The sequence below is a fragment of the Hominiventricola aquisgranensis genome, assembly GCF_040096225.1.
GTDB classification, from domain to species: Bacteria; Bacillota; Clostridia; order Lachnospirales; family Lachnospiraceae; genus Hominiventricola; species Hominiventricola aquisgranensis.
Genome location: NZ_JBBMFC010000027.1, coordinates 20,768 through 35,295, shown reverse-complemented (window position 1 = coordinate 35,295; position 14,528 = coordinate 20,768). Strand labels below are relative to the sequence as shown.

Annotated in this window: 14 protein-coding genes and 1 riboswitch; of the genes, 3 read left to right on the top strand and 11 right to left on the bottom strand. The window is 47.9% G+C overall.

Translation table 11 applies throughout. The features are described 5' to 3' along the window. Nucleotides 1-103 precede the first annotated feature (103 nt). The 7 genes from WMO62_RS13265 to gcvT are packed head-to-tail and all read right to left on the bottom strand — an operon-like array spanning nt 104 to nt 7,619. Nucleotides 104-799 (bottom strand): N-acetylmuramoyl-L-alanine amidase, encoded by a 696-nt coding sequence (locus WMO62_RS13265; protein WP_349144944.1) that lies wholly within the window; start codon nt 797-799, stop codon nt 104-106. Nucleotides 800-845: 46 nt separating this feature from the next. Beyond that, nucleotides 846-2,288 (bottom strand): dihydrolipoyl dehydrogenase, encoded by a 1,443-nt coding sequence (gene lpdA / locus WMO62_RS13260; protein ID WP_349144943.1) that lies wholly within the window; start codon nt 2,286-2,288, stop codon nt 846-848. A 21-nt stretch (nt 2,289-2,309) separates the two neighbouring features. Next, nucleotides 2,310-3,305 (bottom strand): lipoate--protein ligase, encoded by a 996-nt coding sequence (gene lplA, locus WMO62_RS13255; protein WP_349144942.1) that lies wholly within the window; start codon nt 3,303-3,305, stop codon nt 2,310-2,312. Nucleotides 3,306-3,326: 21 nt separating this feature from the next. Then, a complete protein-coding gene (gcvPB, locus tag WMO62_RS13250; RefSeq protein WP_349144941.1) occupies nt 3,327-4,766 on the bottom strand; it encodes an aminomethyl-transferring glycine dehydrogenase subunit GcvPB in 1,440 nt (479 codons plus the stop codon). Next, complete coding sequence (gene gcvPA / locus WMO62_RS13245) at nt 4,763-6,079, bottom strand: aminomethyl-transferring glycine dehydrogenase subunit GcvPA (RefSeq protein ID WP_349144940.1); 1,317 nt, start codon at nt 6,077-6,079, stop codon at nt 4,763-4,765. Before gcvPA ends, gcvPB begins: the two co-directional genes overlap by 4 nt. 33 nt (nt 6,080-6,112) lie before the next feature. Further along, nucleotides 6,113-6,496 (bottom strand): glycine cleavage system protein GcvH, encoded by a 384-nt coding sequence (gcvH, locus tag WMO62_RS13240; protein WP_349144938.1) that lies wholly within the window; start codon nt 6,494-6,496, stop codon nt 6,113-6,115. Between the two features lie 31 nt (nt 6,497-6,527). Continuing rightward, nucleotides 6,528-7,619, bottom strand: a complete 1,092-nt coding sequence (gcvT, locus tag WMO62_RS13235; RefSeq protein WP_349144937.1) for a glycine cleavage system aminomethyltransferase GcvT — start codon at nt 7,617-7,619, stop codon at nt 6,528-6,530. Between the two features lie 177 nt (nt 7,620-7,796). Continuing rightward, a riboswitch (glycine riboswitch) is annotated at nt 7,797-7,875 on the bottom strand. Nucleotides 7,876-8,063: 188 nt separating this feature from the next. Between gcvT and WMO62_RS13230 the strand changes: the two genes are divergently transcribed. From WMO62_RS13230 to WMO62_RS13220, 3 genes are read left to right on the top strand one after another with little or no spacing between them, the layout of a single operon-like run. Beyond that, nucleotides 8,064-8,978: a DMT family transporter gene (locus tag WMO62_RS13230; protein WP_349144936.1), complete on the top strand. Its 915-nt coding sequence runs from the start codon at nt 8,064-8,066 to the stop codon at nt 8,976-8,978. A 23-nt stretch (nt 8,979-9,001) separates the two neighbouring features. After that, on the top strand, nt 9,002-9,754 hold the full coding sequence (locus WMO62_RS13225; RefSeq protein ID WP_349144935.1) for a sigma-70 domain-containing protein: 753 nt from the start codon (nt 9,002-9,004) through the stop codon (nt 9,752-9,754). A gap of 4 nt (nt 9,755-9,758) precedes the next feature. Further along, nucleotides 9,759-10,703: an NYN domain-containing protein gene (locus WMO62_RS13220; protein ID WP_349144934.1), complete on the top strand. Its 945-nt coding sequence runs from the start codon at nt 9,759-9,761 to the stop codon at nt 10,701-10,703. Nucleotides 10,704-10,916: 213 nt separating this feature from the next. On the opposite strand, the gene WMO62_RS13215 is transcribed toward WMO62_RS13220, so the two are convergent. The 4 genes from WMO62_RS13215 to WMO62_RS13200 all read right to left on the bottom strand — a co-directional run bounded on the left by WMO62_RS13215 (nt 10,917) and on the right by WMO62_RS13200 (nt 14,463). Then, a complete protein-coding gene (locus WMO62_RS13215) occupies nt 10,917-12,167 on the bottom strand; it encodes a 3-isopropylmalate dehydratase large subunit (RefSeq protein ID WP_349144933.1) in 1,251 nt (416 codons plus the stop codon). Nucleotides 12,168-12,170: 3 nt separating this feature from the next. After that, nucleotides 12,171-12,668: a LeuD/DmdB family oxidoreductase small subunit gene (locus WMO62_RS13210; protein WP_117496843.1), complete on the bottom strand. Its 498-nt coding sequence runs from the start codon at nt 12,666-12,668 to the stop codon at nt 12,171-12,173. A 63-nt stretch (nt 12,669-12,731) separates the two neighbouring features. Beyond that, the gene (locus WMO62_RS13205; protein WP_349144932.1) at nt 12,732-13,985 is read right to left on the bottom strand and encodes a 3-isopropylmalate dehydratase large subunit; all 1,254 of its coding nucleotides are present in this window, start codon (nt 13,983-13,985) and stop codon (nt 12,732-12,734) included. A gap of 1 nt (nt 13,986) precedes the next feature. Further along, on the bottom strand, nt 13,987-14,463 hold the full coding sequence (locus WMO62_RS13200) for a LeuD/DmdB family oxidoreductase small subunit (protein WP_117496841.1): 477 nt from the start codon (nt 14,461-14,463) through the stop codon (nt 13,987-13,989). Between the last annotated feature and the right edge of the window lie 65 nt (nt 14,464-14,528).

The window sequence follows — 14,528 nt, the reverse complement described above, 5'->3', positions numbered from 1 at the left end:
TAATACAAAGAAACGCCAAAACCGACATTTGCCGGAATTGGCGTTTCTTATATTAGGGACTTATTTTACAGCCCCTTAATTTTTGGGTATAGCATAAATTTATTTATGCAGTTACGATCCAGGTATTATAGCCCATCCGCTTCAGCTCCTGCTCCAGATCGATGGCATTCTGCAGGTTATAAAAAGCGCCCACTTGTACCCGGTAGAGAGGACGGTCAACTGGTTTTTCCGCAGCAGGCTGACCGTCAGAAGCTTCATTCTCAATGGAAGTCAGCGTATCCATGATGCCATCGGCGATAGCCTGGGCGATCTCGTCGAGGCGGGTGTCAAAGAGCTTATTGTCTTCAGCATTGTCGATAAATCCCACTTCTACAAGGATCGCAGGCATCTTTGTCCGGCGAAGTACTGCCAGATTCGGCCGTGCCTCCACGTTAATATTCCGGAAGCCTACGCCTTCCAGATTCTTATTGATGGCCTCTGCCATGGTGAGTTTTGGCCCGCTTAAGTCGTAGACCAGAGACTGGACACCATGGTAGCTGCCTGGAACCTCACTCATATTCCGATGAATGGAGATAAAGAGATCCGCATCTGTATCGTTGGCAAGCTGGGCTTTCTGAATCACCGATTGATTGATATTTCCGGTTCTGGTATAGTCCACATCATATCCGCTGCGGGAGAGAATTTCGCCCACTGCCATGGCAAGACGGAGCGTATCATCACTTTCACGGCGGCCATTATAGACAGCACCGGGATCACTGAGTCCATTATGTCCGGCATCGATTACAATTTTTGTTGCCATAGAATGCACAAACCTTTCCAGGCTTTTTTATAAACTATGAAACTGCCTACAAAGTTGTGACTTGAGTGATCATTTCACTGAAGGAAGGATGAGGGCGGATCACAGAAGCCATTTCTTCCAGAGTGAGTTTTTGAGCAATGGCAACGGCAAATTCGCTGATCATATCTGTAGCCCGGGCGCATAGAAGCTGGGCACCGATGATCACATGGGTTTCTTCCAGATAGATTACCTTCATGAATCCGCGTTCCTGAAGGGATAATACAGATTTTCCGTTGGCAGAGCTTAAGATCTTATGGCTTTTAGCAGCAAGTCCCTGTTCTTTTGCCTGATCCAGTGTCAGTCCTACAGATGCGATCTCAGGAGTAGCATAGATGCAGGATGGAACGAGATCAAGAATCGGATCAACTGACCGGGAGACAGAACAACTATCTGTATCGGATGTGGATTTGGCAGCGATGTGATGGACCGCATGGAGTCCCTGAGCAGTAGCAGCATGTGCCAGCTGCAGCTTTCCGTTTACATCGCCGATGGCATAGATGCCGGAAATGCTGGTCTGAAAATGTTCATCAGTCAGGATCCGTCCTCGTTCCATGGAAGGAGCAAGGCCATCAGCAAATAGACCGGCTGTATAAGGTTTTCGACCGGTAGCGATCAGAACAGCCTGAGCTGTGCAGGTGCAGACTGTATCTTTTTCCGTGTAGGTGCATAAGATGCCATCTTCGGTGGATTCCAGAGACTGTACTTTGGCACCTGTGTGGATATCGGCACCTTTTTTCTTCAGGGAGAGCTTCAGGCTCTGTCCCAGCTCTTTATCCATGTTTGCGATCAGGGAAGGAAGGGCTTCCAGAATCGTGACTTTTGTTCCCAGTGTCTGCCAGATTCCGGCAAATTCCACACCAATCACACCTCCGCCGATGATCAGCAGAGAAGAAAATGGTTCCTTATCCCAGGAGAGCAGTTCATCACTGGTCATAATGCCTGGAAGATCATGTCCGGGAATCGGTGGGATAGAGGGAACACTGCCGGATGCCAGCAGGATCTGTCTGGTCTTGATGGTGTCAGGATCCGCGTCGTCAGAAGTGATCTGTACTTCTTTGATTGCCTCGGCATGGGAAACACCTGTATCAATAACGGTTCCAAGTCCCTGATAAATCGTAACTTTTGCCGCTTTCAGAAGAGCAGCGATTCCCTTTTGCAGAGTCGTGATAGTTGCCTGTTTATGCTCTTGAATGCCGCTCAGATCAGCTTGTACATGGTCTATAGAGATGCCAAACTGTGCAGCATCGCGGACTTCTTCATAGAGCTTGGCAGAATGGAGTAATGTTTTGGTGGGGATGCATCCCCGGTTCAGGCAGGTTCCTCCCAGAGAATCCTTTTCAATCAAAGCGGTGCGAAGTCCAAGCTTTGCCGCTTCCAGAGCTGCTTCATATCCGCCGGGACCAGCACCGATAACAGTCAGGTCATAGATAGTTGTTGTCAGTTCTGCCATGGATGAGTGTTCTCCTTTTCGTTAGATTTGTTCCTGTACCATCTGGCACAGATCAGCACGGATATCCGCCGGGACCAGATGCTGTTCCAGTGAGCGGTCCAATGCTTTGCAGAGAATATCGGTACGATAGGGGAGACCCTGGAATTCTGTACCAATATCAGAAAACCAGTCTGCTTCCATTGAATCGGAAGAAAGCAGAGCTTCGGTGATCTGTCCTTCATTTACATGAAGATCAAGATTGACTTCACCCCATGAAAACCGCTGTTCCAGTCGATTGGTAAATGGTATCTTCTGTCCATATTTCCAATGATCAGATGCAAATCGTTCTCTGCCTTTCTGAATCGTATCAAGATTCAGATGTTCCGTACACAGAGGCGTTGCAGGCAATCCATATACTTTGGAAAATGCGGCAAACATAGCATGTTTCATGGTATCTACTGTAATGTCAGGACAAAGAGAAGACAGATTTACCACTCTGGAACGGACGGAATCCACACCTTTGGATTGTAATTTCGCTTTGGAGGGATTCAAAAACCGGGACATGGACGCAGTATCCACATGGAGGAGCAGTGTTCCATGATGATAATAGTATCCGTCAGAGTCAAAGAACGCATTTCCGGAAAATTTCTGCCCGTTGATCGCTACATCGTTTCGTCCGGTCTTCTCTGCGGTCAGTCCAAAAGAACCCACAGCTTCTATGATCACCTGAAGCTGGCGGCTTACATTTACATCCTCTTTTCTCATACAGAAGGTAAAATTCAGATTGCCCTGGTCATGGTAGACAGCTCCACCGCCGGAGAGGCGGCGGACCAGATGGCCGCCGTCTGCTTCCAGTTCTGATACACGACACTCTTTCCAGCAATTCTGATTCCGCCCGATCACAACGGTGTGTGTATTCTGCCATAAATACAAGATGCATTCTCCCGGTTTTACATGGAAGGTAAGATATTCTTCCACGGCAAGATTTTCATAGGGATCGGTGGTGGTACTTTCATAGGTAGTCAGTGTATGTATCATAGTAGATTCCTCCTGCGGGTGTTATTCTTCGTCGTACAGATAACGCACGACAGGTTTTCGCGCAGCACCCACTTCATCCAGTCTGCGGACAGGTGTTTCCAATGGATACTCATGCATTTTTTCCGGATGTGCTTCAGCCTCAGCCAGAACATCAAGGAAAATCTGTACAGCCTCGTCCAGAGTCTCCCGGCTCTCAGTCTCAGTAGGTTCGATCATTAACGCTTCATGGACAATCAGCGGGAAATACATGGTAGGCGGATGGATGCCATGATCCAGCAATGCTTTTGCAATATCAAGAGCAGAGACATTGCGCGCATGCTTTTCCTGTTCCAGTGTCATGACAAATTCATGCATGCAGGTGTGGTCATATGCCATCTTGTAGTGGCCGGAGAGCTTGTGCATCATGTAGTTGGCATTCAGCACAGCGGTTGTGGATGCTTCCGGGATACCTTCTCTGCCAAGTGTCAGAATATAGCAGAAGGCACGGACAACAACAAGGAAATTGGAAGAAAAGCTGCGGACATTTCCGATGGTGTGAGCAGCAGTCTCTTCAGTGAAAGTGCCATCTGTCTGTTTGCCGATGCGAAGGCCTGGCAGAAACTGTGCCAGAAAATCCTTGCAGGCAACCGGTCCACTTCCTGGGCCACCGCCGCCATGCGGAGTGGAAAATGTCTTATGCAGATTCAGATGCATCACATCAAAGCCCATATCGCCAGGACGTGCCACACCCATAACAGCATTCAAATTGGCACCGTCGTAATAGCATAAGCCGCCGGCTTCATGGACAATCTGTGTAATCTCTGCAATATTTGGGTCAAACAATCCCACGGTGTTGGGGTTGGTGAGCATCAGTCCGGCAGTATCATCACCAACAGCAGCTTTTAAAGCTTCCAGATCTACACAGCCATGCTCATCAGAAGCGATATTGATCACATCAAAGCCTGCCATGGCTGCACTTGCCGGGTTAGTACCATGTGCAGAATCCGGGACGATGATCTTGGTTCGTTTACTGTCACCGCGGCTGGTATGCCATGCCTTGATCAGAAGAAGACCGGTAAACTCACCATGAGCACCAGCTGCTGGCTGCAGGGTACATGCCTGCATTCCGGTAATCTCGCATAATGCCTCTTCAATAGAAGAAAGAACTTCCAGGCATCCCTGAACATTTTTTTCATCCTGCAGAGGATGGATATTGGTAAATCCAGGGAGAAGAGAAGCAGCATCATTGATCTTTGGATTGTATTTCATGGTACAGGAGCCTAAGGGATAAAATCCATCATTGACGCCATGAGTCTGTTTTGCCAGATCGGTATAGTGGCGGCTAAGCTCTGTCTCAGATACCTCTGGAAGATGCAGCGCTTTTTTACGCAGCGGTACTTTTGGAGTTATCTCAGGGGTTGTACAGGGAGGGATCAGGTCGCAGCCTCGTCCGGGTGCCCCCATTTCAAATATCAGTTTCATGCGAGCACCTCCTTTATCACAGCAAGAAGACCATCTATTTCAGATCGTGTATTCATCTCCGTGGTGCACCAGAGCATCTCTTTCTGCCCGGTCACAAGGCCTGATAAATATCCGTGAGCAGCCAGCTTTTCGGAGAGGACAGCTGCATCACAGGGGCAGATCGTCACAAATTCATGGAAGAACTCGCCTGTATATTTTCTGGTAAATCCAAGGGCAGTCAGTCCTTCCAGCAGATAGCGGGCATTTGCCATACAGGAAGAAGCCACTTTTTCAAGTCCGGCACTTCCCATAGCGGATAGATAGACTGCTGCAGTCATGGCACAGAGTGCTTCGTTGGAACAGATATTGGAGCTTGCTTTTTCACGACGGATATGCTGCTCTCTGGCCTGAAGAGTCAGGACATAGGCACGTTTGCCGTCCACATCAGTAGTCTGCCCCACGATTCTGCCCGGAAGCTTTCTCATCATGTCTTTGGTGGAAGCCATAAAGCCAAGATAAGGTCCACCGAATCCCATAGGAAGTCCCAGCGGCTGACCTTCTCCAACTGCGATATCAGCTCCGAATTCTCCTGGAGTTTCCAGAAGACCAAGTGCGATGGGATTGCAGCTTGCGATCAGTTTGGCACCGGAAGCGTGTACCGCATCTGTGATAGCAGCTCCGTCTTCCACAAGTCCGTAATAGTTCGGAGTCTGAATAATCAGGCAGGCAATGGAAGAGGTATCCATAGAATTCCAGCTTTCCAGATCTGTGAGACCTTCTTTTTCCGGAAGGACCACAAGAGGTGCACCGGAACCAAAGCAGTAGGTGCGGATCACAGAGAGGATCTTCGGGTCCACGGAAGCACTGACACAGATGGTTCCCCGTTTCCGGTCACGGCACATGGCAGCAGCCTCCGCAGCAGCAGTTGCACCGTCATAGACAGAGGCATTGGATACATCCATGCCGGTCAGTTCACAGATCATAGTCTGATATTCGAAGATCGACTGCAGCAGTCCCTGGCTGATCTCTGCCTGATAGGGAGTGTATGCAGTAATAAATTCTTCTTTTGAAGTGACTTGTTTTACAATGGCCGGAATATAGTGATGATAGGATCCGGCCCCTCTGAAAATATGAGTAAATTGTGTATTTTTTTCAGCAATCTCTTCCATCTTCCGGGATACTTCCAGTTCGGAAAGTCCGGATGGCAAAGAGAGACCGTCTTTGAAGCGAAGCTTTTCTGGAATATCGGCATACAGTTCATCAAAAGAATGTATGCCGATGGATTCCAGCATCGAGAGACGTTCTTCTCTGGTACTTGGTATGTAAGAACCCATGTCAGTTACCTCCTGTAGATAGATTCTGGCAGATTAGCCTTCGCTTTCTGCCTGACAGTGAGCTTCATATGCAGCAGCATCGAGAAGCTCTTCTTCATCGGTGATTTCTTTTACTTTAATGAGCCATGCATCATATGGAGCTTCGTTGATCAGCTCCGGATGATCCAGAAGTTCTTCATTGACTTCGCAGACCGTTCCGGATACCGGGCAGAAAATATCGGATACAGCTTTGACAGATTCAACATCGCCCAGTGCTTCTCCAGCGGTAACAGTATCATCTACCTCCGGCAGATTGACAAATACCAGATCACCAAGCTCACTCTGTGCGTAGTCGGTAAGACCGATCACAGCGATTCCTTCCTCCATTTTTACCCATTCATGTGATTTGGAATAACGTAATGTTTCTGGACAGTTCATAATAGATCCTCCTATGATTTTATTAAAATGATTATTTGGTTTTGGAATAGAACGGAAGAGCGGCTACTTCCATCTCTACTTTGCGGCCGCGGACATCGGCAGTCAGTTTTGTTCCAATCTCAGCATATGCTTTGTCTACAAGAGCCATGGCGATCGGATAGCCAAGGTAGGGAGCATGCGTGCCAGAGGTAGTCATTCCGACCTGTGTATCACCGGAGAATACTGGCATATGTTCCCTGACAATACCCCGGCCGGTGACTTTCAGTCCTACGCGGGTTTTGACTGGTTCACTTTTTTCCAGAGCTTCTTTTCCGATAAATTCTTCTTTGGAAAACTTTACGCAGAAGCCAAGTCCGGTCTCCAGAGGGGTGACAGTCTCGTTCATCTCATGACCATACAGAGGCATACCAGCTTCCAGTCGGAGCGTATCGCGGGCACCCAGTCCACAGCAGATCAGCCCTTCTTCTTTGCCTGTCTTCAGCAGAAGTTCCCACATGGAAGCGGCATCTTCTGCAGCAAGATAAAGTTCATATCCGGCCGATCCGGTGTAACCAGTCTTGGAGACTACGCAGCGCATGCCGCCGATGGTTCGGTCGAAGCAGGCGCTATAGTATTTCACCGGAAAATCCTCTTCCGGCAGAAGCTTTGCCAATATCTCGTGGGCTTTTGGCCCTTGCACAGCAATCTGAGCAACGGAATCGGAAATGTCTGTGAGAACGGCTCCCTCTACATCCTGCTCATGTGCTTTCATCCATGCAAAATCCTTATCCTTGTTGGCTGCATTTACGACAATGAAATAATGTTCATCCCGTACTTTGTAAACGATCAGATCATCCACACAGCCTCCGTCTTCATAGCACATGAGACTGTATCTGGCCTGACCGTCATACATGTTAGTGAAATCATTGGTCAGCAGATGATTGAGCAGCTTCAGCGCGCCAGGACCTTCACAAAGAATTTCTCCCATATGGGATACATCAAAGAGACCGCAGGCTTCACGGACTGCCATATGTTCAGCAATCACACCAGTCTGGTACTGGACTGGCAGAAGATAACCTGCAAAGGGAACGATCTTGCCTCCGTGTGCCTGATGGGTGGCATAGAGCGGTGTTGTTTTTTCCATAGGTGCATTCCTCCTTTTCTGACATCAAAATGATGGATGAAGAGATTTTTGATAACAAAAAAGCGCAGAACAAACGTAAATTTGTTCTGCGCTCTGTCATCTTAACCTGAAAGATTACCCGAACTGTTGTAATCGGTTGCTTCTTCGGTGCAACTTCGTTGCTGCTTTCCAGAGATTCGTCGGAAACAGGTCCTTTTGCCTGAGAGTTCTTCATCCCCTTCGGCGCACATTCTTGTGTCTCTCCCGGTTTCGTCATTCGATGTCTTAAATTAACCTTATGCTAGCATAAGATACTGAAAACGTCAATGAAAAAATAATTGTTTTTAGAAAAACATAAAAAAATTCTGAAAATTATAAAAGGAAGTCAGGGACTGGATTTTTTTTCATAGATAAGGTATGATGGGCAGAGATTTATGTTACAGACCCATTCAGGAGGCAGAAGAGATGAATACGGAAAAGAACAGACAGGCATTGGGGATTATTATGACTTTGACAGGTGCTGTATTCTGGGGATTGTGCGGAAGCTGTGGCCAGTTTTTGTTTCAATATAAAGAAGTGACATCGGACTGGCTGGTACCGATCCGACTGACCGGAGCCGGAGCATTGATTCTGCTTCTGTTATTCATCAAAGACAGAGAAAATGTATTTGCCATGTGGAGAGAAGCGCGGGGGCGGCGGGACATTCTGATCTTTGCGCTTATTGGCATGATGCTTTGTCAATACGGGTATTTCACAACGATCCAGTATTCCAACGCAGGAACAGCCACGGTGCTGCAGTACACAGGACCGGCCATGATCCTTGTGTATCTGTGTATTCGGAACCGCAGAAGACCGAAAATATATGAGGTGGTTGCATTGTTCTGCTCTATGTTCGGAACATTTATTCTGGCAACCCATGGAAATCCGTCAGAACTGGCAATTCTGCCACAGGCATTGTTCTGGGGAATGGTGGCGGCGGTAGCACTGGTTGTTTACACGTTGCAGCCTGCATATTTGATGAAAAAATATACGACACTTCTGACCATCGGATGGGGTATGTTTATCGGCGGTCTGGCATTGACAGCGCTGCGGCAGCCATGGAAGATCCATCCTGTTGTGGATGGGGAGACCATTCTGGCACTGGCAGTCATCATTTTGCTGGGAACGATCTTGGCATTTTACTGCTACCTGACAGGTGTGCAGATGGTAGGAGCAACCAATGCGAGCATGCTTGCGTGTGTAGAGCCTGTGGCAGCAACGGTGATCTCTGTGCTGTGGTTGAAAGTAGAGTTTCAGATGATTGACCTGATTGGATTTGTATTTGTATTATCCACCGTGTTTATTGTATCATTAAACCAGAAAAAGGAACAAAATTCGTAGAAAAGTAGAAAAGAGGATAGAAAATGGATCAACAGACAAAATTTAAGACAGCATTGGCGGCGCTGGCAGCCAGTGCAGAGACAAAAGACAGGAAACTTACCAAAGCAGATGTGAAGGAATTTCTGGAGGATATGGATCTTGGCGAAGAGCAGATGAAACTGGTGTATGCTTATCTGGCTTCCAAGCATATTCATGTGGAGGGAGCAGAACTTCCCAAGGTGGAGGATACACCTTATTCCCAGGAAGAACAGGAATTTTTGAAGCAGTATGAAAAGGATCGGAAGGCTTTTCGACAGTGTGCGGAAGAAGAAAAAGTTGGACTGTTTGCGAAGGCAGCAGATGGTGATGTGCAGGCAAAACATCGACTGGCTGAGCATTATATGAATTGGGTGCTGGAGATCGCGGAAGACTATGCTCATCGGGGAATGATGATCCAGGACCTGATCCAGGAAGGAAATATCGGATTGCTGATCGGACTGGACACATTGGGACTTATGGAAGAAGGACTGACTTCTGAGGAACATCTGGAAAAGGAGATCCGCCATGCGATCCGTTCTGCTCTGGATGAGCAGGAGGGAGAGAAGAGCACCGGTGACGAGATTACAGAGAAGCTGAACAAGATGGCAGATGCTATAAGTGAGCTGACCGAGGATCTGGGCAGACAGGTATCTCCGGATGAACTGTCCCTCTATCTGGATATGTCTCTGGAAGAGATTGAGGATCTGCTGCGGATCGCAGGAGAGACCATTGAAGTGGCCGACTCCCAGAAGGCATAAAGCGATGGAGAATGTGATGGAACGGGAAGAAAAGATGCAGTTTGCGGTGCTGATCGATGCGGAAAATGTCAGCGCCAGATATGTACAGGTGATTTTTGACGAGCTGGAGAAATATGGATTTGCTTCCTGCCGGAGGATCTACGGCAACTGGTCCAAAGAGTCTGGCTGGAAGGAAAATATTCTGCTGGAGTATTCGGTGACGCCGATTCAGCAGTTTTCCTACACATCCGGCAAAAACAGCACGGATATGGCTATGGTTATTGATGCTATGGATCTGCTTTACCAGAATAAGGTGGACGGATTCTGTCTGGTAACCAGTGACAGCGACTTTACCAGACTGGCCATGCGGCTCAGGGAGGAGAAGAAGTATGTGCTTGGTATGGGAGAATCCAAGACGCCACTTGCACTGACCAGGGCTTGCAACAAATTTGTCCATCTGAATCTGATCAATGATGCAGGCAAGGATAACAGTCATGTATCCACATCCCAGACAGGTTCAGGTGGAGATGATAGTGTCACCAGCATTGAAAATGTGGAAAATGCGATTCTATCTCTCTTGAATGAGGTTGGAGGAGAAGTAGACCTGGCGTTGGTGGGACAGCGGCTGTCTGATAAGTTTCCGGACTTTGATGTGCGAAATTATGGGTATTCCAAGTTGAGTGTCTTTCTGACGCAGGAACTGCCGATCCTTCGGGTACACAGGGAAAATAACAATTACCGGGTTGGTAAGATGGAGAAAGTTTCCAGAGAAAAGATTGAAAAAGAGATTCTCTCAATCATTCAGAAAAATGGAGGAACGGTAGATAATCTTGCCATGATCAATGAAGAACTGAAGAACCGGTATAATGGATTTGACTTGAAGGACTACGGTTATAGCCGAGTATCTGGTTTCCTGAGAAGTATCAAAGGACTCAGTGTAGACGGAAATGTAGTAAGAATTAAAAAATAACAAAAATGTAATAAAAGCGAGCGCGGGAATCGTATGAGCTCGTATGCAGTGAATAAGACAGCCACACACGATTTGTACGCCTTATACGGACACATATGTCTGCATAATTCGTACAAATCATGCGCAGCTGTATTCTTCAATGCATAGCAGCGCAGCATACTGATTCCCGCACTCGCTTTGTATGTATGATTTCTGGTTATATACTTGAAGAAGTTACTGCACTTCCGGAACTACGATCTTACCTGCAACTGCACAGGCCGCAGCAGTGACTGGGGAAGCGAGGAAGATCTCCACTTTGGAGGTTCCCATACGTCCCAGGAAGTTACGGTTATTGGTGGCTACCACACGCTCACCATCGGTCAGAATACCGCCGGTACGGCCGCAGCACAGACCGCAGCTTGGGTGAGTGATCATGGCACCGGCTTCTGCCAGTGTAAGAAGTGTTCCGTCTGCCAGAGCCTGCTCGTAGATCTTACGACTGGCAGGAGTCACGATCAGCTTGGTGAACGGAGCTACTTTTTTGCCTTTCAGTACAGCGGCTGCGCGCTGAAGATCCTCCAGACGGCCATTGGTACAGGAACCAATAAACACCTGATCAATGGAAGTGCCAATAAGCTCGCTGACTGGATGGATGTTGTCCACCTGAGACGGGCAGGCAAGTACTGGTACAAAATCTTCTGCATTGTAGTGGATGGTGCGGACATATTCAGCATCCGGATCACCAACCAGTGAACGTTCTGCATCGGTAAGCTCGATCTGGCAGTATTCTGCGGTCTTCTCATCCGGTGTGAACAGGGCACATTTTGCTCCTGCCTCGATAGCCATATTTGACATGGTCATACGGCTGGCAACACTCATATTTTCCACAGTATCACCGGAAAACTCCAGAGCCTGATAGGTTGCACCGTCTGCGCGGAGATCTCCGATCAAAGTCAGGATGATATCTTTGGAAGTTACATTAGAAGGAAGCTTTCCTTCAATCACCACTTTGATTGTCTGCGGTACTTTGATCCACATAGTGCCAGTTCCAAGAATACTTGCCATCTCGGTGTAACCGATACCGGAAGAAAAAGCGCCCACACAGCCGTATGTGGTGGTGTGGCTGTCGGTTCCGAATACAATATTTCCTGGCTTTACATACAGGGCTTCAGTCATAAGCTGATGGCAGATGCCATCGCTTCTGTGTACATGTTTCATGCCGTATTTCTCGGCAAATGCATTTCCAACATGAAAATGTCTGGTGTCATCCACCTGGCTGGCAGGAACCAGATGATCATAGATCAGAACAACCTTGTCTGGATCCCACAGCTTCTTGAATCCCATTTCTTCAAACTTTTCAGCTACAAACGGAATAAAGATGTCGTGGATCATGACGCGGTCCACATTTACGGTTACAATGTCGCCAGGGCGAACAGAGTGGCCCACATTGCGGCTTACAATTTTTTCAATAATAGTCTGTCCCATCTGCTAGTCCTCCAGTCCGTTCAGCTGGCGCATGGCTTTTACCAGTCCGCCTGCATTGATAATGTCCATCAGGTTCTGTGGAAGAGATGCGATCGGGTACTCTTTTCCGTCACAGACAACTTTTTCTCCAACGGTAACCTCGATCTTTTCACCTTCGGTCACTACATCGCGAAGATCGGGGTTCTCAATGAGCAGAAGCCCGTTGTTGATGGAATTGCGGAAGAAGATCCGGGCAAAGGATCTGGCGATCACGCAGCGGATGCCCAGTGCCTTGATGATCTCCGGCGCCTGTTCCCTGGAAGAACCACAGCCGAAATTCTTGCCGGCTACGATGATATCGCCAGGCTTGATCTGGGATGCGAGTTCCGGGCGGAGCGGAGAAAATGCGTAAGGGGTCATGTCCTGCACTGTTTTCAATGCCAGGTACTCGGTGGGAATGATGATGTCAGTATCAATATCATCGCCCAGAACCCATACTTTTCCAGTAAATGTTTCACTCATATATGAAGTCTCCTTTTATGTGTCGTTAAATATTCATTCAGAGCCGTAATTGTCCGGTACAAATTAGTCCAGCATATCTACAGTCGTGATTTCCCCTTTGATAGCGGATGCGGTAACTGTAGCGGCACTTGCCAGATAGACGAAGGAATCACGGTGTCCTGCACGTCCCTTGAAATTACGGGTGCCGGTACTGATCAAAGTCTCTCCTTCTCCGATGACGCCCTGGCAGCTTCCCCAGCAGACACTGCAGTTGGGGTTCATAACAATGGCTCCGGATTCCATGAAGATCTGGAGCAGCCCTTCTTTTAAGGCTTCTTTATAAACGGCCTGACTGGCAGGAACCACCAGAAAACGGACCAGAGGATGCACTTTTCTGCCTTTTAAGAGAGCAGCTCCCACACGGAGATCTTCGATACGTCCGTTGTTGCAGGAACCTAAGAATGCCTCATCGATCTTGATACCGACAGCTTCTCTGGCAGGGCATACATTATCCACAAAATGAGGTTTTGCCACAATAGGAGTGATGGTAGACAGGTCAATATCATAAGTGGCTGCAAAGACAGCATCCTCATCGCTGACAAAGCATGCTTTCGGCTCGCGGCCATGTTCATGAAGATAATCAAGAGCAATATCATCCACTTCCATAAGAGCAGTCTTGGCACCGGCTTCCACACAGAGGTTGCAGATGGCAATACGGTCACTCATGGTCAGTGTTTTTAAGCCTTCACCTGCAAATTCCATAGCTTTGTAGTTGGCTCCGTTGGCACCAATCTTACCGATGATGGTAAGGATCAGATCTCTGGCATAGACACCTTCCGGCAGCTTTCTGGTCAGGTTAAAACGCAGAGTCTCCGGAACCAGAACCCAGGATTTACCGGTGACCATGGCATAGAGGTAGTCAGTACATCCAACACCGGTACCAAATGCACCCAGTGCACCATAAGCGCAGGTGTGGCTGTCAGCACCGAAGATCAGCTCGCCGGGGCATACATGATTCTCCATCATGATCTGATGGCAGACACCTTGTCCCTCATAGAAGGTAATGCCGTGTTCTTTGGCAAAATCACGCATTTTTTTCTGGGAAGCAGCAGTCTTTGGGCTGTCAGACGGAACGTTGTGATCCACGATCCAGACCAACTTGCTCACATCGGCAATGTGTGGATGCTTTAATTTTGTATTGTACATATCAATGGTCAGATGTGTGGTTCCGTCGTTGCTCATGAGGCGATCCACTTCTACGGTATGAATATCACCCGGGCGAACGGATTCTACACCAGCAGCCCGTGCAATAATTTTCTCGGCAATGGTCATTCCCATATTAGTCTTCCTCCTTGTTCAATGATGCGATCAGGCCACCCTGATCCAGAATGTTCTGCATGTATGGCGGAAGCTTGGTGCAGACAAATTCCTGCCCGTTTACGGAAGCAATGCCGTCTGTCAGGGACAGCTCCATCTGGTCACCGTCCTCGATGTGGTCATACAGGTCTTTGCAGACAATGACCGGAAGACCGATGTTGATGGAGTTGCGGTAAAAAATACGTGCAAATGATTTTGCAATCACAGCGCGTACACCTAAAGCTTTTAAGACACTTGGAGCCTGCTCTCTGGAAGAACCGCAGCCGAAATTCTCAGCAGCGACTACAAAATCGCCGGGTTTTACTTTGGATGCAAAATCCGGATCGAGAGACTCGAAGGTATGTGTTTTCATTTCGTCGATCGTCGGGAAAAGCAGATACTGAGATGCAATGATCTGGTCGGTATCCACATCCGTGTGAAATTTGAATATTGTTCCCATTTCTGGAAATCCTCCTTGATGTATAGGTATTTGTCTGGTGTTTGCGAATGACACTGGTCAGACAT

What these genes read in the sequence shown, in the direction of transcription:
- gcvPB (WP_349144941.1), bottom strand. Translation starts at nt 4,766, where the DNA reads ATGAAACTGATATTTGAAATGGGGGCACCCGGACGAGGCTGCGACCTG.
- WMO62_RS13205 (WP_349144932.1), bottom strand. Translation starts at nt 13,985, where the DNA reads ATGGGAATGACCATTGCCGAGAAAATTATTGCACGGGCTGCTGGTGTA.
- WMO62_RS13200 (WP_117496841.1), bottom strand. Translation starts at nt 14,463, where the DNA reads ATGGGAACAATATTCAAATTTCACACGGATGTGGATACCGACCAGATC.
- WMO62_RS13215 (WP_349144933.1), bottom strand. Translation starts at nt 12,167, where the DNA reads ATGGGACAGACTATTATTGAAAAAATTGTAAGCCGCAATGTGGGCCAC.
- WMO62_RS13220 (WP_349144934.1), top strand. Translation starts at nt 9,759, where the DNA reads ATGGAGAATGTGATGGAACGGGAAGAAAAGATGCAGTTTGCGGTGCTG.
- WMO62_RS13210 (WP_117496843.1), bottom strand. Translation starts at nt 12,668, where the DNA reads ATGAGTGAAACATTTACTGGAAAAGTATGGGTTCTGGGCGATGATATT.
- WMO62_RS13225 (WP_349144935.1), top strand. Translation starts at nt 9,002, where the DNA reads ATGGATCAACAGACAAAATTTAAGACAGCATTGGCGGCGCTGGCAGCC.
- gcvPA (WP_349144940.1), bottom strand. Translation starts at nt 6,079, where the DNA reads ATGGGTTCTTACATACCAAGTACCAGAGAAGAACGTCTCTCGATGCTG.
- lpdA (WP_349144943.1), bottom strand. Translation starts at nt 2,288, where the DNA reads ATGGCAGAACTGACAACAACTATCTATGACCTGACTGTTATCGGTGCT.
- gcvH (WP_349144938.1), bottom strand. Translation starts at nt 6,496, where the DNA reads ATGAACTGTCCAGAAACATTACGTTATTCCAAATCACATGAATGGGTA.
- WMO62_RS13230 (WP_349144936.1), top strand. Translation starts at nt 8,064, where the DNA reads ATGAATACGGAAAAGAACAGACAGGCATTGGGGATTATTATGACTTTG.
- lplA (WP_349144942.1), bottom strand. Translation starts at nt 3,305, where the DNA reads ATGATACATACACTGACTACCTATGAAAGTACCACCACCGATCCCTAT.
- WMO62_RS13265 (WP_349144944.1), bottom strand. Translation starts at nt 799, where the DNA reads ATGGCAACAAAAATTGTAATCGATGCCGGACATAATGGACTCAGTGAT.
- gcvT (WP_349144937.1), bottom strand. Translation starts at nt 7,619, where the DNA reads ATGGAAAAAACAACACCGCTCTATGCCACCCATCAGGCACACGGAGGC.